Source organism: uncultured Ruegeria sp., from assembly GCF_947497005.1.
Classification (GTDB): Bacteria; Pseudomonadota; Alphaproteobacteria; order Rhodobacterales; family Rhodobacteraceae; genus Ruegeria.
On record NZ_CANMFF010000003.1, the window covers coordinates 56,614 to 75,719 of the forward strand.

Below are 19,106 nucleotides of genomic sequence, written 5' to 3' on the forward strand. Positions count from 1 at the left end.
ACAATGAACGACATGACACGAGTGGAGAGAGCCGTGGACTCCAAAGACATCAAGATCAACGCCAAGAAAGTTCAGGTTTATTACGGCGCCACCCATGCCATCAAGGACGTGGATGTTGAGATCGAAGACAAAACCGTCACGGCATTCATCGGCCCGTCGGGCTGTGGCAAATCAACATTCCTGCGCTGCCTGAACCGAATGAACGACACCATAGATATCTGCCGCGTAGAAGGTGATATCCTGCTGGATGGCGAAGACATCTATGACAAGCGCGTCGACCCTGTGCAGCTGCGGGCCAAGGTTGGCATGGTCTTCCAGAAGCCGAACCCGTTTCCCAAGTCGATCTATGACAATGTGGCCTATGGCCCGCGTATCCACGGCTTGGCCAGAAACAAGTCGGAACTGGATGAAATCGTGGAAAAATCCCTGCGCCGCGGTGCAATTTGGGATGAGGTCAAAGATCGTCTGGATGCGCCTGGTACCGGTCTGTCCGGCGGCCAGCAGCAGCGCTTGTGCATCGCGCGCGCCGTTGCCACCGAACCTGAAGTTCTGCTGATGGACGAGCCATGTTCAGCCCTTGATCCTATTGCGACCGCACAGGTCGAAGAACTGATCGACGAGTTGCGCTCGCGGTATTCGGTGGTGATCGTCACCCACTCGATGCAGCAGGCGGCGCGTGTGAGTCAGAAAACGGCCTTCTTCCACCTGGGAAATCTGGTTGAATTCGGCGAAACCGGGCAGATCTTTACCAATCCGGTCGATCCGCGCACGGAAAGCTACATTACTGGCCGTATCGGCTGAGCACAGGTATCTGACAATGAGCGAACAACATATTGCATCCGTTTTCGATCGCGATCTCGAAGCGATCCAGGCGCATATCATGAAAATGGGCGGCCTGGTCGAGGCCGCCATCATGAGCGCGGCACGCGCACTTGAAACCCGCGACGAAGAACTGGCTCAAGAGGTGCGCAAGAGCGACAAGGCGATCGACGCGTTGGAAGACCTGATCGACGAGGAGACCGCACGCCTGATTGCGTTGCGCGCACCCACGGCAAGCGATCTGCGCCTGGTGCTGTCGGTTCTGAAAGTGGCTGGAAATCTTGAACGGATCGGCGACTATGCGAAAAACATCGCCAAACGAACCACCGTTCTTGTTGACACCGGCGAGATCAACGGCAGCGCTGCAGCCCTTCGTCGGATGGCGCGCGAGGTCGAGCGGATGCTGCGCGACGCACTGGACGCTTATATTCAGCGCGATGCCGAACTGGCCACGGATGTCATCAATCGGGACGAAGAGGTCGATCAGATGTATAACGGTCTGTTTCGCGAATTGCTGACCTTCATGGCTGAAGACCCGCGCAGAATTTCATCTTGTATGCATCTGCATTTCATTGCCAAGAACATCGAGCGTATGGGCGACCATGTAACCTCGATCGCCGAACAGGTCGTGTATTTGGTTACGGGTGAACGCCCAACCGAAGCTCGACCCAAGGCCGACAATACGTCGCAAACCGTGTAGGAGACAACCGAGATGTCCGCAGATCAACCTACCGTTCTGGTTGTCGAGGATGAGTTGGCGCAGCGCGAAGTGCTGGTCTATAACCTTGAAGCTGAAGGATTTCGGGTTTCAAAGGCAGCCAACGGTGAAGAGGCCATGTTACTTGTAGATGAAGACTGTCCAGACATTATTGTTCTGGACTGGATGATGCCCAATCTCAGTGGCATCGAAGTCTGCCGCCGCCTGAAAAGTCGCCCGGATACACGTTCGATTCCGATTATCATGCTGTCGGCGAGATCCGAAGAAGTGGACAAGGTCCGCGGACTTGAGACCGGCGCGGACGATTACGTGATCAAACCGTATTCAGTGGTCGAGTTGATGGCGCGTGTCCGCACACAATTGCGCCGTGTGCGTCCGACGACTGTTGGATTGCGTCTGGAATTCGATGATATCGTCCTTGATTCCGAGACCCACAAGGTCAGCCGGAACAGCAAGCAACTGAAGCTTGGGCCGACCGAATTCCGACTTCTCAGCACGTTCATGGAAAAGCCGGGTAGGGTCTGGAGCCGCGAACAACTGCTTGATCGAGTTTGGGGACGTGACATTTACGTCGACACCCGAACCGTCGATGTACATATCGGACGTCTGCGCAAGGCGTTGACTCAGCATGGCGGGAACGATCCTGTTCGTACTGTTCGTGGCGCTGGATATGCTTTAGGGTGACCGAAAACAGATCAGGACATGATGAATGTCCTGATCTGATATATTTCGAATAGTGATTTCACACACAGTAAGCGTGGCACATATCTGTTTTGATACAGAATTTGCATTTCGTTGGTGAATCCACCCGGCTACATTGGTAAATCGTATAATCGGTATTATGGTAAAAAATTGATCCTTGTGAATTAGCACCAAAGTAAACACTGTGATCGTGCGTTGACTACACAATCCGGATGGCTGCATGGATCTGAAGAACAAAACCGTCGTTGTGACCGGAGCAGCGCAAGGAATTGGTCGGGGTCTTGTTGAGAGATTTGCCGATGAGGGTGCGCGTGTTGTTTGCTCGGACATGGACGTACCAGGTGCACAGTCTGTCGCGACGCAGTTTGGCGGTGTTGCGTTTTCCTGTGATGTGTCCAGCGAGAACCAGATCAAGGCGTTGATAGAATTCACGGAAAACACAGTCGGGCCAATTGACCTGTTCTGTGCAAACGCTGGTATCCTGACGCTTGGTGGTCTGGATGTCCCGGACGACCAATGGGATAAAATGTGGAAAACCAATGTGATGTCGCATGTCTGGACCGCGCGTCATCTGGTTCCTCGCATGATTGGTCGTGGCGGTGGGTATATTCTGACGACAGCGTCAGCAGCGGGTCTGCTGAACCAACCAGGTGCCGCCCCTTACGGTGTCACGAAACATGCCGCGGTTGGGTTCGCCGAATGGCTGTCGCTGACATATGGCGATAAAGGTTTGCGGGTCTCGGTTCTGTGTCCTCAGGCGGTGCGATCAAAAATGACCGAAGGACATGAGGTTTCCGTAGCCTCCATTGACGGAATGTTGGAGCCCGCAGATGTTGCCGAAGCCTGTGTTGAGGCCATCCAAGCCGAACGGTTTCTGGTGCTTCCGCATCCGCAGGTTCTGGAGTATCTACAACTGAAGGCAGCTGATTATGATCGATGGCTTGGCGGAATGCGAAAGTTAAATCAAAAGTTTAACCCGGACACTTAACGTATTTTCTGAACCCTTCGCATCAAACCTTCCTGGGCGACGGATGCAACCAATGTTCCATCCTCCGAATAGATAGACCCACGATTGAAGTTGCGCCCCTGCCCCGTCCACGGCGAATCCATTACGTAGAGATGCCAGTTCTGAAATTTGACGGGCGCATGAAACCACAGGGCGTGGTCCAGGCTGGCACCGTTGAACTCTCCAGTAAACCAGCTCAGACCATGTGGGCGCAAACCTGACGACATGAGGTTCATGTCCGACGCATATGCCAGCAGAAGATGCTGTGTTTTAGCGTCCGCAGAAGACGCCGCAGCCATACGAAACCAGGTCTGGTTGTGGTCGTCCGAAGCTTTGGGATTGAATGGGTCCAGATGATCCACCTCGCGCACCTCAATCGGGCGTTCGCGCAACAACTCACCGCGAAGTCTTTCGGGCACCCGATCAACATATGTCTGCCGAAGCTCGGATCGGGATGGATATGTCTCTGGCGATTTTACGGCTGGCATCGGATGCTGGTGGTCCCAGCCTTCATCCTGAATGTGAAACGACGCCGACATGTTCAAAATCTGTTTGCCATGTTGAATGGCGACAACGCGGCGAGTTGTAAAAGAACCTCCATCTCGCGCCCTATCAACTTGATAAATAACGGGCTTTTCCGGATCGCCGGGTCGAATGAAATAGGCATGCAGGGAATGGCACAATCGATCGTCTACAGTCCTGTACGCCGCAGCCAGCGCCTGAGCGATAACCTGACCTCCGAAAATCCGGGTTGGTGTTTCCCCACCAGACCCCGTGCCGCGAAAAAGATCGACCTCAAGCCGTTCTATATCCAGAAGATCCAGTAAGATGCGTTCTGCTTCGGTCATTGTTTGCTCACAGGATAACTTGTCCAGACCCGGGTATCAGTCTGAATGAGATCATTCAATCATGGCTGCGTGGACCAATGCCTTGAGTTCAGCTCGGGACGGATAGGAACTGGATGGCGACAATTGAGTGAAGAACACAGCCGTCAGATCATTCTCCCAGTCGAGCCAGAAATAGGTCGAGGCCATGCCGCCCCAACTGAAATCCCCAACTGATCCGGGCACCTGGACCCGACCGGGATCCAGAACAACGGAACCGGCCAGGCCAAATCCCATGCCTTCCATAGGTTGTTCTGCAAAGCTCTTTGGACCCATCGATGCGATATCGCCCGGCAGATGGTTGCGCATCATGAAAGCTACTGTTTTGGGGCCAAGCAGTTTGTGCCCATTTCCCGACCCCCGATTTCGTAACATGTCGACGAATTTGGCATAGTCATCAATTGTGGAAATGAGCCCGCCGCCACCTGAGAAGGTTGTAGCTTTCTCAAACGGTGAATCTTCGTGCGTATCGATCAAGCGCAGTGTATCGCTTCCATGATCTGCAGAGTTCAGCGCCATCGCGTCACCCGCCAACGGAGTGTATAGCGACGCGAACCGATCCCCTGCCCCGATTGGGATGGAGAATCCCGTTTCCGTCATGCCCAAAGGAGCCAGAATTTCATGATGAAAGAACTGATCCAGTGTCTGCCCTGAGATCACCTCAACCACGCGTCCAAGCACGTCGGTGCTGACTGAGTATTCCCACCGTGTTCCGGGCCGGAAAGCCAAAGGCAACATTGCTAGCTCACCTATGCGATCTTTCAGAAGACCTTGATCGGGTTTGAAAATAAGGTTCTTTTCATCCATCGCTTCCGGTAAAATTCCGGGATTGAACGGATAGCTAAAGCCGCTGGTGTGGGTCAGCAACTGATGCAGCGTTGGGGGCCTTGTATCTTCGGTCTGTTCCAGTTTCTCTGCATCGGGTATTAAAGCCTGCATCCGTTTGAACTCGGGCAGAAACTCGGACAGAGGCGCATCAAGATGAAAAAGCCCGCGCTCTGCCAGCATCATCAAAGCAACAGCAGTGACGGGTTTTGTCATCGAGTAAACGCGCGCCAGCGTGTCGCGCTGGAACGGCAGACCATTCTCAACACTTCGCATACCACTGGAATGAAAAAAGACTTCGTCATCCTTGTGACGCAACAAGAAAGATGAGCCCGCATATTTTCGCTGCTCAACATAGTTGTCCATCCAAGTGCGAAGCCGGCTCAGGCGCGTTTGATCGAACATAACTTGTTTTTGCAGCATTGAAAGAATTCCGTCGAAAGTGGAGCCCCGATTGTGTGGGCTTGAGAGCTGAAACAACAGCGAAAAACGGTTCAGCCTGGAGGAATTTTCAGCAGACATCTGAAGCGTGCTCTGTGTCTAGATGTTAGACTGAATCTGACGCAGATTCGCTGTGAGTTTGCTGAGCGGGATCACATGATACCGGCACGGAGGAATATCATGACACAAAGTATAGATTTCGTTTACGATTTTTGCAGTCCAAATGCATTTCTGGCTCACAAGATGCTACCTGATCTGGCAGCGCGGCACAGTACCAAGATCAAATACGTACCGGTCCTTTTGCCTGCAGTGTTCAAGGCGACGCATAACCAAAGCCCATTTCAGGCATTTTCCGAGAACCGCCAGAAAACTTCTTATCTGACCCATGACTTGCATCGTTTTGCCCGTCGTCGTGGGTTGAGTTTTCATATGAGCCCTCATTTTCCGATCAATACGAAATTCGCCATGCGAGGTGCACATTTTGCAAGCGGAAAGTCATGGGAAAACAAGTATGTAAACGCTGTATTTGATGCAATTTGGGTGCATGGGCAAAAGGCGGACGAACTGGCCGTTCTCACCGACATTCTGCAAGAAAATGAATTACCGGTTCGAAAACTGCGCGAGGCCATGACAAGCCCGGATATTAAGCAAGAATTGAAGGATCAAACCAAAGCCTTTGTTCGCCGCGGTGTATTTGGCGTGCCAAGCCTGTTCGCCGGGTCCGAAATGTTCTTTGGAAAGAACAGCTTGCCGAACCTGGAGATTGAACTCTCCAAAAACAAGGAAACAGATTAATACCAATGCTTTACGTGGTAGATTGAACGTCGCGCGCAGGACCATCATACAAATCCGGATTATCTAGTACACATGGACCTGCGCGTTAAAACTAGCATTGGTCAAAAGGGTCATTCAACGCCCTGTCGTCAAAGGGCCTCGGCAAAGATATTGCCAGACGTTACTACGTTGATCCCTCCTGAGACCGGGATTACCGCACCGGTAACATAGCTTCCACCACGCCCGCATAAGAACAGCATACATCCTGCAATGTCCTCATCGCAGCCAACACGCCCAAGAGGTACTGACTTTCCAACTTTTTCTCTCGTGTTTTCATCTGCCGTTGCAAAGGCCGTCATACGAGATACAAAAGGACCCGGTGCCAGCGCATTGACCGTCACATGATAGGGCGACAATTCCTTGGCCATTATTTTGGTCAAATGCAGAACCGCAGCCTTTGAGGCCGAATAGCTATAGGCTCCGTCGCCCATGGGAACTTCTCCCATCACGGATCCAACATTCACGACCCTCGCCGGATCGTCTGCAGTACCTGATTTCATCAACATAGGCAGAAGCCGCTGGGTCAGTTCAAAAATCCCGGCCACGTTGACAGACATTACCTTGTCCCAAGCGTCATAAGGAAACTGTCCTAACGGCGCACCCCAGGAAACACCTGAATTATTCATAAGAATATCAATATGTTCCGTGCGATCTTCGATGTCTGAAACCAATTTTGCAATGCCAGCCTCGCTGCCAATGTCTCCGGCAAATCCTTCAGCACTTCCCGGTGCATCCAGCGCGTTCAGTTCAGCGGCGGCCGCAGCACATGCGCCTCCGTTACGAGAGGCAATCAGTACACGTGCCCCGGCCCTGACCAGAGCTTCAGCTGCCATGCGACCGATACCCGTCGCACCGCCCGTGACCAACGCGGTTTTACCTGGCAACGTAAAAAGGGTGTCTGGGGTCATTGTCGTGCTCCTAAACAAATTCTGATTGCGTCCACACTCAGATCCATCCCGCAACTTCATTGCCGTCACGGTAACCAGCGTTTCACTGCGTTGACAATTGCATGGGCTGCACCAAGAATTCCTCACGACAAACTACAGGCACATTAGAGGTGGTATGCAAGCATTACTCAGCGTCGCACCAGGCGGACCCGAAACCTTGGAACTAACAACCTTGCCTGACCCGCAACCTGGAAAAGGGCAACTGGTTATTGGCGTCAAAGCGGCGGGAGTGAATTTTCCGGACACGCTGATCATTCAGGACCTCTATCAGATAAAACCGCCAAGGCCTTTCGCTCCGGGCGGTGAGGTGTCGGGTGAAGTGTTGGCCCTGGGTGAAGGTGTCACCGGATTTGATCTTGGTGACCGCGTTCTGGCACTGACCGGGCATGATGGATTTGCCACCCACGCAACAATCAGGTCAGATGCAGCAATCAGGTTTCCTGATATGATGCCTTACCAGGATGCTGCCTGTTTCATCTTTACTTACGGAACCTCGTACCACGCGCTCAAGGACCGGGCCGCGATTAAGCCGGGGGAAACCTTGCTGGTTCTGGGGGCAGCTGGCGGGGTTGGATCAGCGGCCATCGAACTGGGAAAAGCTTTAGGTGCCAAAGTGATTGCAGGCGTTTCCTCGGCAGAGAAAGCCGAATTCTGCTGTCAGATTGGTGCGGATGAGGTCGTGATCTATCCGCGCGACATGGACAAAGATGCGCAGAAAGCCTTTGCTGCCGAGGTCAAGAAACTTGCCGGTCACAACGGTGTGGACGTGGTCTATGACGCAGTCGGCGGCGCTTTGGCTGAACCATCCCTGCGTAGCATGGCGTGGAAAGGGCGATATCTTGTTGTCGGTTTCCCAGCTGGCATTCCGCAGGTTCCGCTGAATCTGGCGTTGTTGAAGGGATGCCAGATCGTAGGAGTGTTTTGGGGCGCTTCCGTTTTCCGTGAACCCAAGAGCCACGCGAAAAACGTCGAGGAGCTGTTCGAACTCTATCGCGACGGGAAGATCAAGCCGCTAATAAGTGCGCAGTATCCGCTTGAACGTGCGCACCAAGCGATCGCACAATTGTCGCGCCGCTCTGTTCTTGGGAAAATAGTTGTCACTATGGAGAGTGTTTGAAGTCTGTTTTTAAGCTGTCTCCTGATTTGTTCTCAGAGCAACTGACTGAATTCAATCCGGCAAAGTCAGGTGGACAACCCGGCCAATTCGCGTCTATGAACCAATTATGGGGATCGTGAAAACATGCAAAACGTTTTGGTATTGAATGGCCCAAATCTCAATCTGCTGGGTACAAGGCAGCCCGAGGTCTACGGCAGCACAACTTTACATATGATCGAGGAACGTTGTGTGCAGCATGGTGCTTCCATAGGCTTGGATGTCACCCATCTGCAATCCAATCACGAGGGTGTATTACTTGACGCAATTCACGCGGCACGCGGTGTTCAAAGCGGTCTGGTTCTAAACGCAGGAGCGTTCACGCACACTTCAATTGCATTGTTTGATGCAATTGCCTCGGTGGAATTACCAGTTGTCGAGGTGCATCTGTCCAACATTCATGCCAGAGAGACCTTTCGGCACAAATCCTACATTGCACCCGTCGCATTGGGTCAGATCTGTGGCTTTGGCGCGCATAGCTATATTCTTGCACTGGATGCACTTGCGGCCCATCTGAAATCTGGTGGCCCGGCATGAATCTCAAAGAATATCTGCGGTTTGTTAGCTACGCCAAGACCCTGGAAGATCTGTGGGACGCCCATTGCCGCCAGATGTCCGAGTTCGGATTTGCACGCTTGATCTATGGCTACACGCAATTCAGGACAGCTACGTCGTTGGGCGATCCAGAAGATTTCGTTATCCTCACAAACCACAAACGGGCCTATGTTGACGGTTTCATCAAGGATGGCCTGTATTTTCATGCGCCCATGTTGAAATGGGCACTGGACAACGAAGGCGCGGCCAGCTGGAAAATGTTGCAGGAGATGAATTCGGGCGGGACGATGACCGCCAAGGAACGCGACGTTTTCGAGTTCAACAGGTCCATGGGCGTGGTTGCAGGCTATACCGTCAGCTTCAATTCGGTTTCCATGCGTTCGAAAGGGGCGATCTCACTGGCCGCAGCGGATGAATTGAGCCAGGAAGACGTAGACGCAGTGTGGGCAGAACATGGCGACGACATTCTTCTTATGAACAACGTTGCGCATCTGAAAATCCTCACCCTGCCCTATCACCCACCAAACCGGGCACTGACCAAACGACAACGTGAAGCCTTGCAGTGGGTCGGTGATGGGAAAACCACACAGGATATCGCGCTGTTAATGGGACTGACTTCGGCGACAGTCGAAAAACACCTTCGACTCGCGCGGGAATCTCTGTCGGTTGAAACGACGGCGCAGGCGGTTCTGAAGGCGTCGTTGCACAATCAGATGTTCATTATGGAAGCGTAGCCGCAACATTTTGACGCTATCCCGCGTCAGTTTACCCTAGGTAAGGAAATCACTACTTTTCAAATCTAACCTAAAAGTTGCAAAGTGAGAGTGTTCCGTGAGTGGTGGCTTTAGCCAGGGAACATTCGGTTGGATCTTTGCAATAACAAAGCTCTCCAATCACTCTGACAAGGGGGCGCCTATTTGTCTGCGTACCGGTGTCGGAATTTTTGGGGGGCCCCGACCATCCCCATCATGCGGGGCCCTCCAATCCTTTCACCAACATACAGTTTCTCACCAACATACAGTTTCGTAGCTTTGCCACGTAAACCTTGTCGAAATGAAAAAAGGGCTACGCTATGCGTAACCCTTTAAGTTTTTTGAATAAGACCCCGGTTGGGTCTTTTAACGTTTAGCCCTGAGCGGCCTTTGCAACTTCTGCCGCGAAATCTTCTTTCTCGACAACGATGCCTTCGCCAACTTCCAGACGGATGAAACCGGTGATGGTAGCGCCAGCTTCCTTGGCCGCTGCTTCGACGGTCAGGTCGGGGTTCACAACGAACGACTGGTTCAGCAGAGTCGATTCGGCGACGAATTTCTTCATGCGGCCAACGATCATCTTTTCAATCACCTGCTCCGGCTTGCCGGATTCGCGGGCGATGTCCATCTGAACCTGCTTTTCTTTTTCAACAACAGCCGGATCCATGTCGGCCTCGGACAGAGCTGCGGGGTTCACAGCCGCGATGTGCATCGCAACCTGCTTGCCGATCGCCTCGTCGCCGCCGGACAGAGCAACCAGAACACCGATCTTGCCCATGCCATTGGTGGCTGCGTTGTGGACGTAGGACACAACGGTGTCACCCGACAGCTTGGACATGCGGCGTACCGACATGTTTTCACCGATAGTGGCGATCTTGTCGGTCAGGGTGTCGGCAACCGATTTGCCTCCCAGGTCAGCCGCCAGCAGAGCGTCGACGTCAGCTACGCCTTCGGCTGCATAAGCGATCTTGCCGACCATTTCCTGGAAGTCTGCGTTTTTCGCGACAAAGTCGGTTTCCGAGTTCACCTCGACAGCAACACCATTGCCACCGTTGACGTGAACGGCAACCAGACCTTCTGCTGCGGTACGGCCCGATTTCTTGGCCGCTTTGGCCAGACCTTTGGTGCGCAGCCAGTCAACGGCTTCGTCCATATTGCCACCGGTTTCGGTCAGCGCTTTTTTTGCGTCCATCATGCCTGCGCCGGTCGAGTCGCGCAGTTCTTTAACCATTGCTGCTGTGATTGCCATCTTTTGGCTCTCCTCAATTCAAACGGAATTGGGGCAGGTCATACCCTGCCCCATATGTCATTTACGTGACGGGCAGCTTACGCTTCGGCTTTGGCTTCCGGCGCGGCTTCTTCTGCAACGGGTGCTTCTTCTGCAACGGCTTCTTCAACCGGTGCTTCTTCGAACGCGCCCAGGTCTACACCAGCTGCACCCATCTGAGCGGTCATACCGTCCAGAGCGGCGCGTGCGACCAGATCGCAATACAGAGCGATTGCGCGTGCTGCATCGTCGTTGCCAGGAATGATGTAGTCAACGCCGTCAGGCGAGCAGTTGGTGTCGACAACAGCCACAACCGGGATACCCAGTTTGTTTGCTTCGGCGATGGCCAGTGCTTCTTTTTTGACGTCGATGACGAACAGCAGATCAGGAACGCCGCCCATTTCGCGGATACCGCCCAGCGAAGCCTGCAATTTGCCCTGGTCACGTTCCATGCCCAGACGCTCTTTCTTGGTCAGGCCTTCGGCACCCGATTCCATGGCTTCGTCGATCTGGTTCAGACGGTTGATCGACTGGGAAACGGTTTTCCAGTTGGTCAGTGTGCCACCCAGCCAGCGGTGGTTCATGTAATACTGAGCCGACTTTTCAGCCGCTTCAGCGATCGGGCCGGCAGCCTGACGCTTGGTACCAACGAACAGAACGCGGCCACCTTTTGCGACGGTGTCACGGACAGCCTGCAGAGCCTGATCCAGCATCGGAACGGTCTGTGTCAGGTCCATGATGTGGATGCCATTGCGCGAGCCGTAGATGAACGGGCCCATGCGAGGATTCCAACGCTGTGTCTGGTGACCAAAGTGAACGCCAGCTTCCAGCAGCTGACGCATGGTGAACTCGGGAAGAGCCATGCTTGTATTCCTTTTTCCGGTTTGCGCCTCGGCGGGGGTGAAAGAAGCGGATGCTCCAACCGGCGGGCCAGATAAGGATGTCTCCCCTACAAAGCCCAAACCCCACCTGCGGGTTTGAATGGCGCGCGTATACGGCAGGATTTCATGTAGCGCAAGGGTCAATCGCCCTATTTTTCAAGCTGCGCCAAGCTATGTGCATGGCGTACGGCGTCTTCGCAGTGCGCTGCCAAGGTCTTGCGGTTTTCAAAGTCGCTGACCTTTGCCGGAGCGTGGTATATCAACTCGACTGAGCCCTGCCTGCGTGCAGCGAGTGTCTGTAGAAAATGTGGTCCAAAATCCATATCACCCCACCAGCCGTAAAACCGCGCGGGTTGCTCTTTGGGGGCGTGGAAAACCACCGAGACCGGCTGAACATACATGAAATCCAACAATTCATCTGCAAAGAACGCCGCGAAAAGCGTTGTTTTGAATGGTAAAACACGAAGACCATCTGTCGATGTACCTTCGGGAAAGAACAGCAACTTATGCCCGGCTTTGAGGCGCTCTTCAAACACCCTTGTCTGTTCCCGCGCCTTCTTTCGGTTGCGTTCGATGAACACTGTGCCCGTCGCCCGTGCCAACCAGCCGATGCCCGGCCATTTGGCGACTTCTGCTTTGGATACAAAATAAACCCGCTTACATGCGTTCAAAGCAAAGATATCCAGCCATGATGAATGGTTGGCAACCAGCGCACCGCGCTCTCGCATCAACTCTCCGGACGTTCGAAAACCCATTCCGAGTATGCGGAGCGCATTGCGACAGACGAACTGGCTGACAAACGGGGTAACCGGGCGCTGTACCCCACACAGTGGACTCTCGAACAAGCGCAGGGTTAGCAGGATGATCAACCCGCCAAACACCAATATGGCCAAAGGCACGCCGCGCAGGATCACCATCACCCATCCGATCAGGTCCAGACGGATCGGGTCTGGCGCGTCTTCGCTTTGCCAGGAAGGGTCGCTCACAAGATCAGGCCCCGCTGTAGATACGTTTTTGCCGCTCGTTCATCCGGGCGGTGTCGAGGATCAGGCAGACATCGGTCGTGTTGAAGACATGATCGATAAAGGCCCCCTCACCCACAAAGCCACCGAGTCGCAGATAGGCTTTGATCAACGAAGGCACCTGTACCATCGCGGCACGGCGATCCAGATCGTCGGGTGCAACCAGGTTCATGTCCTGAAATACATCCGGTTGCGCCCGTACGCGCAAATCCGGTGGCGCAAGGTGATTGTGATGCAGCATCGATAGAGGTTGCGCCAGCGCTTGAACGTCAATGCCATGAAAACTGGCGACACCGAACAGAACTTCGATTTCGCGCTCATCAACGTAATTCGCCAGCCCGTTCCAGATATGATACATTGCGGTCCCGCCCCGGTAATCAGGGTGCAGGCAGGACCGCCCTAATTCCAGCAGTTTGCGGCCGCTCTGTTTCAGGACGGTCAAATCGTATTCATCCTCGGAATAGAACTGTCCCAGTTCAGCTGCACGGTCTCCTGGTAACAAACGATAGACGCCGATCACCTCGCCGGTTGCGTCATCATAGGCCAACATATGGTCGAAATGAGGGTCGAACTGATCCTTTTCCAACCCAGCCACGTGGTCGACCATCCTGCCGCCACCGCCCAGTTCACGCACGAACACGTCATAGCGCAAGCGCTGCGCGGCCCGTAATTCGTCTTCGGTTTCAGCAAGTTTGACGGTTAAGGAAGGGCCTGCATCGGGCATCTGGGGCGTTTGGTCCTATTGTTGCTTATCTGCCTGATACCTCAGTTTTTCACGGCTTAGCAACCTGCGCTGATCTGGCGGGTTCCGTTAACCTTTCCTAAACCAGTTTCACGGATCAAAGACCGGCATCAGGGCGATGCGCGTTCCGTCGATTACCACTTTCCCCTGCTCGCGAAAGTTCACGGTGATCTTGCCTGCGATGTTGGACTGAACCTGTCCGACACCCCAATCGGGGAAATCCGGGTGGCGGACATACATGCCCGGTGCAAATATTGCATTGAGATCTGTCATATCGAGGCTCCCGGGTCCTGAGGCAGATACAGAAGGAGGTACGCATGGGCGAAAGCAACGTCAACCTGGCCGAGTTGATCGGCTCTCGGATCTGCCATGATCTGATCAGCCCGATCGGCGCAATTACCAACGGGCTTGAGCTGTTGGATATGGTCGGCGCTGTGCAGGGCCCCGAAATGGAATTGATCTCGGGCAGTGTTGGCAGCGCCGGCGCGCGTATCCGGTTTTTCCGCGTGGCGTTTGGATCAGCGGAGGAGCAACCGCTTGGACGCGCTGAGGTTACGGAATTGTTAGCGGACATTGAACGTGCAGGCCGGGTGCGGGTTAACTGGAATCTGACCGGACCGGTGCCACGCAATCAGGTCAAACTGGCGTTTCTAGCGCTCATGTGCTGCGAAAGCGCTATGCCTTTGGGCGGAGCGGTCGAGGTTGCAAGCCACGGCACGAAGTGGACAGTTACCGGATCCGCCGACAAGCTGAATGTGGATAGCGCCCTATGGAAACACGTCGCAACAGGACAGTTTCCCAATAAGATAACGCCAGCACAGGTCCAGTTTGCTTTACTGCCCGAAGCTGCCACAGCGATGGGACGGCGGATTGCCGTTGAAACCTCGGCAACCCGTGTCCTGTTGAAATTTTAGGCGCGGGTCGTTCCATTGCCGCGCACAAGATATTTGAAACTGGTCAATTGGGCAGCTCCAACGGGGCCGCGCGCGTGCATTTTGCCCGTGGCAATCCCGATCTCGGCACCCATCCCGAACTCACCCCCGTCCGCGAACTGGGTCGAAGCGTTATGCATCAAAATCGCACTGTCGAGACGTTCAAAGAAACGGTCGGCGGCGGTCGCGTCTTCCGTCATTATGCAATCGGTGTGGTTGGACCCGTGCTGGCGGATATGTGCAATTGCCGCATCAATGTCCGAAACCGGTTTTGCCGCGATCACACTGTCGAGGAATTCCTTTCCCCAATCTTCTGCCGTGGCCGTAACAGTTCCTTCACCGGCCAAAACCCCTTCGGCATGAACTTCTACACCAGCGCCAACCAAAGCCGTGATCAAATCTCGCCCCAGCGTTTCCGCGACGTCCTGATGAACTAATAGACACTCAGCCGCGCCACAGATGCCTGTCCGGCGCGTCTTGGCATTCAACACAACATCCAGCGTTTTCTGCGGATCGGCCGCCTTGTCGACATAGATGTGAACGATGCCTTCCAGATGGGCAAAGACGGGCACGCGGGCCTCACGTTGTACGAGACCCACCAATCCTTTGCCACCTCGGGGAACGATCACGTCGACAGAGTCTGTCAACGTCAATAGTTCCTGCACCGCGGCGCGATCGCGTGTGGGGATCAGTTGTATGGCATCTTCCGGCAGGTTGGCGGCCTTCAGCCCTTCGACCAAACACGCGTGAATCGCGGCTGAGGAATGAAAACTCTCGGAGCCACCGCGCAGAATGACGGCATTACCGGATTTCAGACAAAGCGCGCCCGCGTCAGCGGTGACATTGGGGCGGCTTTCATAAATCACGCCGATCACACCCAACGGCGTACGCACACGTTGAATTTTTAACCCCGTCGGGCGTTCCCATTCCGACAAGATCTCTCCCACTGGATCGGCCTGATCGGCAACGATGCGCAACCCATCGACCATGCCCTGAATACGCGCCTCATCCAGCATCAAACGATCCATCATCGCCGGGCTCAGGCCCTTCTCGCGGCCAAATTCCAGATCTTTCTGATTGGCATCGATGATCTGTGCACGATTGGCCCAAACTGCGTCAGCGGCTGCGATTAAAGCAGCATGCTTGCGTTCGGCGCTAGCAAAAGCCAGTTCGCCCGATGCTTCCTTTGCCCGCTTCCCTAGATCGGCCATCAAAGCGGGAATGCTGTCGAAGTCTTTCATGTCGCGTGCCTTTCAGGTCGTAATTTTCAATAGTTACAGGGCCAGATCATCCCGATGAATCAAAGCCGCGCGGCCGGGATAACCCAGCGTCGCCTCGATCTCGGAAGACTTACGCCCCTTGATCGCATCGGCCTCTTGCGCGGTGTAACGGCTGATCCCCTGCGCCAGCCGGCGAGCTTTGGGGTCAAGGATCGCAACAGGATCGCCGCGCCCGAAATCGCCAGTCACTTCGACAATACCCGCAGGCAGCAGGCTTTTGCCATTGGCCAGCGCGTTGGCAGCCCCTTCATCTACGGTGATCTCACCGCGCGGTTTCATGGCTGAAATCCAACGCTTGCGCGCTGCATGCGGGTCCAGCGTTGCGGTAAACCACGTTGAGTTTGCACCATTCTCCAACGTTTTCAGCGGGTTCATAACCGAACCTTCGGTAATCGCCATGGCACAACCACCGGCAGTCGCCATCTGGGCCGCCAACAGCTTTGTCTTCATTCCACCTTTGGACAGACCCGAGCCCGCATCGCCCGCCATGGCTTCGATTTCGGGCGTGATCCTGTCGATGGTTTCGAACCGGATAGCCGAGGTATCTTCATTCGGGTTGCCGGAATAGAAGCCATCAACATCGGAAAGAAGGATCAGTTGGTCTGCCCCAACCGTCACGGCGATCTGAGCAGCCAACCGGTCATTGTCCCCATATCGGATTTCATCCGTTGCCACTGTATCATTTTCATTGACAATAGGAACAACGCCAAGGCCAAGCAGTGTTTCAAGAGTGGCGCGCGAATTCAAATAACGCCGACGGTCTTCGCTGTCTTCCAACGTCACAAGCACCTGTGCCGTGGTGATTTCATGAGGCGCCAAAGCTTCCTCGTACGCCCGTGCCAAACGAATTTGCCCAACGGCGGCCGCAGCCTGTGACTTCTCCAATGGTAACGCCGCTATGGGCAGGCCCAGAACACCGCGCCCTAACGCAATCGATCCCGACGAGACCAGAATAACATCCGTTCCCTGCCCCTTGAGCCAGGCCACATCCTGTGCCAGCGAGTGCAGCCAATCAGACCGAAGTAAGCCGGTTGTCCGGTCGACCAGCAATGCCGAGCCGATTTTGACGACCAGACGCCGTGCTGACGTCAGGGTTGCCAAGGCTGTGCCTCCTCGGCGGGTTTTCGGCGTACGCGGTTATCGTCAATCTGGCCGCGCAATGCCCGCAGAACTTCGGTCACGCCTTGATGCGCAACACCTGACATGGTCATGACAGGGCCGCTAACGGCTTCCTCCAGCGCGGCCTTGGCCAGTTCGCGTTCCTCATCGTCCAGCGCATCGACCTTGTTCAGAACGGTGATCCGAGGCTTTTCTGCCAGTTCACCACCATAGGCTTCGAGCTCGTGAATGATCGTTCGATAATCTTCCGCCACCGTTTCAGAGGTGCCATCAACCAGATGTAACAGCACTGCGCAGCGCTCCACATGGCCGAGGAAGCGATCTCCAATGCCGCGCCCTTCATGCGCGCCTTCGATCAGGCCGGGGATATCGGCCACGACGAATTCGACGTTATCAACGCCGACGACGCCCAGATTGGGGTGCAGCGTGGTGAACGGATAGTCCGCGATCTTGGGTCGTGCGTTGGATGTGGCCGCCAGAAAGGTCGACTTGCCCGCATTGGGCATACCCAACAGTCCCACATCGGCGATCAGCTTCAGCCGCAGCCAGATAGTGCGGTCAATACCCGCCTGCCCCGGATTGGCGCGTCGGGGTGCCTGATTGGTAGCGGACTTAAAGTGTAGGTTGCCGAACCCGCCATTACCGCCTTTGGCGAGCAAGACCCGTTGGCCAACCTCGGTCAGATCGCAGATGACAGTTTCTTCGTCTTCGTCCAGAATCTCGGTGCCGACAGGCACGCTCAAGACGATGTCATCGCCGTCCTTACCGGTACGCTGCTGGCCTCTGCCCGGTTGGCCGTTTTTGGCAAAGAAATGCTGCTGATAGCGGAAGTCGATCAGGGTGTTCAGCCCGTCCACAACTTCGACCCAGACGGAACCGCCTTTGCCGCCGTCCCCGCCATCTGGGCCGCCATATTCAATGTACTTTTCGCGCCGAAAGCTGACGCACCCGCCACCGCCGGCCCCGGACCGGATGTAGACCTTTGCAAGATCGAGAAATTTCATGTGTGTCCCCTACTGCAAAGGCCCTATCGGCCACAAGTCAGAGTTTTTTACTGTACGTCCAGGTGGGCACGTTCGCATCACGCGCCACCGAATAAACTTCTGCATCGCCCAGATATTCAAACCCGCAATGGATCAGAACCCGCGCCGAAGCCGGGTTGTCCTGAAACACACTGGCAAACATGTTGGCGTTCTCCAGCGGGTTGGTGTTTACCAGAGCTTCGACAGCCATCGAGGCAATGCCCGTATTCCAATAGATCGGCGCAACCCAATAGCCGACCTCAGATTGGTTCCGATCCAGCCGTTTCAGCGTGATCAGGCCGATCAACTCGGGACCGCCATCTTTGGTGGCGTCCATGACCCAAACATCCTCGTCCCGGTCTTCAGCCATCGAACGGGTCACAAAGGCCTCGGTTGAACCGGGGGCCAGCGGATGCGCAATACTCGTTGTCATACGCGCCACACGTTCATCACCTGCGTAATGCTCGATCAGCCCCATATCCGACCGACGCAAGGGGCGCAGATCGAACCGCTCAGTTTCGATGACCGGCTGATTTATTATTGCTTCAAGCTTCATTGGTGTGTTCCTCCTCCGAACAACACGAAAAGAACGGACGCGACTGTAAGACCCGCCAACGTCCACATCAGATATTTTTCAACAGGCCGTCCTTCAACCGCATGGGCAATTCTATCGCCCGCAAAAGTCCAGATTGGATGAAGAACCACCTGACAAAACAACAAACAGAGAGCGATCGTAATCGTCGCTTCAAGACTGGGTGTTCCCGCAGCTACAAACCCGGTGAACCCGGCGATGATCATGGCCCAGGCCTTGGGATTGAGCGGATGAACAATCAATCCGGCCAGAAACCCAGGGGCTTTCCCATCAGCCTGTTGCCGCGACAAACGCGTATTGGCAATTTTCCATGCCAGCCACATGATATAGGCTGCCGACACGTATTTCAGTGTCGTAAACACCGCAGGTGCCTGATCAGCGAGATGCAGCAAACCAAAACCAACCGGCCAAATGATCAGCTGCTTCCCAAGAATGACGCCCCCGACAAATGGTAACGCCGCCCGAAAGCCATAACGCGCACCTGTTCCCAGCAGGACCATGTTGGCCGGTCCCGGTGTGCCGACCTGAGAGGCGGCAAAGATCAGGAAACTGGTGGTTGCGACTGTCATCGGTTTGTTTGATCACGACTGCGTTAAAACGAAAAAAAGGGACC

22 protein-coding genes are annotated in these 19,106 nt (G+C 54.7%); 9 read left to right on the forward strand and 13 right to left on the reverse strand.

Features of this window, described 5'->3' with window-relative positions:
• Positions 1-3: 3 nt before the first annotated feature.
• The 4 genes from pstB (at position 4) to Q0816_RS05045 (ending at position 3,227) form a co-directional block, all read left to right on the forward strand.
• A complete protein-coding gene (gene pstB / locus Q0816_RS05030) occupies positions 4-801 on the forward strand; it encodes a phosphate ABC transporter ATP-binding protein PstB (RefSeq protein WP_298848265.1) in 798 nt (265 codons plus the stop codon).
• Between the two features lie 16 nt (positions 802-817).
• Positions 818-1,519, forward strand: a complete 702-nt coding sequence (phoU, locus tag Q0816_RS05035) for a phosphate signaling complex protein PhoU (RefSeq protein ID WP_298848267.1) — start codon at positions 818-820, stop codon at positions 1,517-1,519.
• A 12-nt stretch (positions 1,520-1,531) separates the two neighbouring features.
• Positions 1,532-2,221: a phosphate regulon transcriptional regulator PhoB gene (phoB, locus tag Q0816_RS05040; RefSeq protein WP_298848269.1), complete on the forward strand. Its 690-nt coding sequence runs from the start codon at positions 1,532-1,534 to the stop codon at positions 2,219-2,221.
• A 238-nt stretch (positions 2,222-2,459) separates the two neighbouring features.
• Positions 2,460-3,227, forward strand: coding sequence for an SDR family oxidoreductase (locus tag Q0816_RS05045; RefSeq protein WP_298848272.1), 768 nt, complete (start codon positions 2,460-2,462; stop codon positions 3,225-3,227).
• Here the strand turns inward: Q0816_RS05045 and Q0816_RS05050 are convergent.
• Both Q0816_RS05050 and Q0816_RS05055 read right to left on the reverse strand, forming a co-directional pair.
• Complete coding sequence (locus Q0816_RS05050; protein ID WP_298848274.1) at positions 3,224-4,093, reverse strand: acyl-CoA thioesterase II; 870 nt, start codon at positions 4,091-4,093, stop codon at positions 3,224-3,226. The two genes, Q0816_RS05045 and Q0816_RS05050, sit on opposite strands and share 4 nt — an antisense overlap.
• A 51-nt stretch (positions 4,094-4,144) precedes the next feature.
• On the reverse strand, positions 4,145-5,377 hold the full coding sequence (locus Q0816_RS05055) for a serine hydrolase (protein ID WP_298848276.1): 1,233 nt from the start codon (positions 5,375-5,377) through the stop codon (positions 4,145-4,147).
• Between the two features lie 198 nt (positions 5,378-5,575).
• On the opposite strand from Q0816_RS05055, the gene Q0816_RS05060 reads away from it, so the two are divergent.
• Entirely contained in the window at positions 5,576-6,190 is a 615-nt protein-coding gene (locus tag Q0816_RS05060) for a 2-hydroxychromene-2-carboxylate isomerase (RefSeq protein ID WP_298848277.1), read from the forward strand.
• A gap of 128 nt (positions 6,191-6,318) precedes the next feature.
• Here the strand turns inward: Q0816_RS05060 and Q0816_RS05065 are convergent, their stop codons facing one another.
• Entirely contained in the window at positions 6,319-7,137 is an 819-nt protein-coding gene (locus Q0816_RS05065; RefSeq protein WP_298848278.1) for an SDR family NAD(P)-dependent oxidoreductase, read from the reverse strand.
• 154 nt (positions 7,138-7,291) lie between these two features.
• Here Q0816_RS05065 and Q0816_RS05070 point away from each other — a divergent pair, with 154 nt between their 5' ends.
• From Q0816_RS05070 to Q0816_RS05080, 3 genes are all read left to right on the forward strand, one after another.
• Entirely contained in the window at positions 7,292-8,293 is a 1,002-nt protein-coding gene (locus Q0816_RS05070) for an NADPH:quinone oxidoreductase family protein (protein WP_298848280.1), read from the forward strand.
• Between the two features lie 123 nt (positions 8,294-8,416).
• Positions 8,417-8,866: a type II 3-dehydroquinate dehydratase gene (gene aroQ / locus Q0816_RS05075; RefSeq protein ID WP_298848281.1), complete on the forward strand. Its 450-nt coding sequence runs from the start codon at positions 8,417-8,419 to the stop codon at positions 8,864-8,866.
• Positions 8,863-9,618, forward strand: coding sequence for an autoinducer binding domain-containing protein (locus tag Q0816_RS05080; RefSeq protein WP_298848283.1), 756 nt, complete (start codon positions 8,863-8,865; stop codon positions 9,616-9,618). Before aroQ ends, Q0816_RS05080 begins: the two co-directional genes overlap by 4 nt.
• Before the next feature lie 391 nt (positions 9,619-10,009).
• Here the strand turns inward: Q0816_RS05080 and tsf are convergent, their stop codons facing one another.
• From tsf to Q0816_RS05105, 5 genes are all read right to left on the reverse strand, one after another.
• Entirely contained in the window at positions 10,010-10,885 is an 876-nt protein-coding gene (gene tsf / locus Q0816_RS05085) for a translation elongation factor Ts (RefSeq protein ID WP_298848285.1), read from the reverse strand.
• A gap of 77 nt (positions 10,886-10,962) precedes the next feature.
• Complete coding sequence (rpsB, locus tag Q0816_RS05090; RefSeq protein ID WP_298848286.1) at positions 10,963-11,766, reverse strand: 30S ribosomal protein S2; 804 nt, start codon at positions 11,764-11,766, stop codon at positions 10,963-10,965.
• Positions 11,767-11,933: 167 nt separating this feature from the next.
• Positions 11,934-12,770 carry a 1-acyl-sn-glycerol-3-phosphate acyltransferase gene (locus Q0816_RS05095; protein ID WP_298848288.1) on the reverse strand — a complete coding sequence of 279 codons (837 nt, stop codon included), beginning with the start codon at positions 12,768-12,770 and terminating at the stop codon, positions 11,934-11,936.
• 4 nt (positions 12,771-12,774) lie between these two features.
• Positions 12,775-13,530, reverse strand: coding sequence for a GNAT family N-acyltransferase (locus tag Q0816_RS05100; RefSeq protein ID WP_298848290.1), 756 nt, complete (start codon positions 13,528-13,530; stop codon positions 12,775-12,777).
• Positions 13,531-13,638: 108 nt separating this feature from the next.
• Entirely contained in the window at positions 13,639-13,821 is a 183-nt protein-coding gene (locus Q0816_RS05105; protein ID WP_176862494.1) for a DUF3553 domain-containing protein, read from the reverse strand.
• Between the two features lie 44 nt (positions 13,822-13,865).
• Between Q0816_RS05105 and Q0816_RS05110 the strand changes: the two genes are divergently transcribed.
• The gene (locus Q0816_RS05110; RefSeq protein WP_298848294.1) at positions 13,866-14,462 is read left to right on the forward strand and encodes a histidine phosphotransferase family protein; all 597 of its coding nucleotides are present in this window, start codon (positions 13,866-13,868) and stop codon (positions 14,460-14,462) included.
• On the opposite strand, the gene Q0816_RS05115 is transcribed toward Q0816_RS05110, so the two are convergent.
• The 5 genes from Q0816_RS05115 to Q0816_RS05135 are packed head-to-tail and all read right to left on the reverse strand — an operon-like array spanning position 14,459 to position 19,062.
• Positions 14,459-15,721, reverse strand: a complete 1,263-nt coding sequence (locus tag Q0816_RS05115; protein WP_298848295.1) for a glutamate-5-semialdehyde dehydrogenase — start codon at positions 15,719-15,721, stop codon at positions 14,459-14,461. The two genes, Q0816_RS05110 and Q0816_RS05115, sit on opposite strands and share 4 nt — an antisense overlap.
• Positions 15,722-15,754: 33 nt before the next feature.
• Entirely contained in the window at positions 15,755-16,861 is a 1,107-nt protein-coding gene (gene proB / locus Q0816_RS05120) for a glutamate 5-kinase (RefSeq protein ID WP_298848297.1), read from the reverse strand.
• Positions 16,849-17,883, reverse strand: coding sequence for a GTPase ObgE (gene obgE, locus Q0816_RS05125; protein ID WP_298848300.1), 1,035 nt, complete (start codon positions 17,881-17,883; stop codon positions 16,849-16,851). The genes proB and obgE overlap by 13 nt, the downstream gene beginning before the upstream one ends.
• Before the next feature lie 37 nt (positions 17,884-17,920).
• Entirely contained in the window at positions 17,921-18,457 is a 537-nt protein-coding gene (locus tag Q0816_RS05130) for a GNAT family N-acetyltransferase (RefSeq protein WP_298848302.1), read from the reverse strand.
• Complete coding sequence (locus tag Q0816_RS05135) at positions 18,454-19,062, reverse strand: LysE family translocator (RefSeq protein WP_298848304.1); 609 nt, start codon at positions 19,060-19,062, stop codon at positions 18,454-18,456. Before Q0816_RS05135 ends, Q0816_RS05130 begins: the two co-directional genes overlap by 4 nt.
• Positions 19,063-19,106 lie beyond the last annotated feature (44 nt).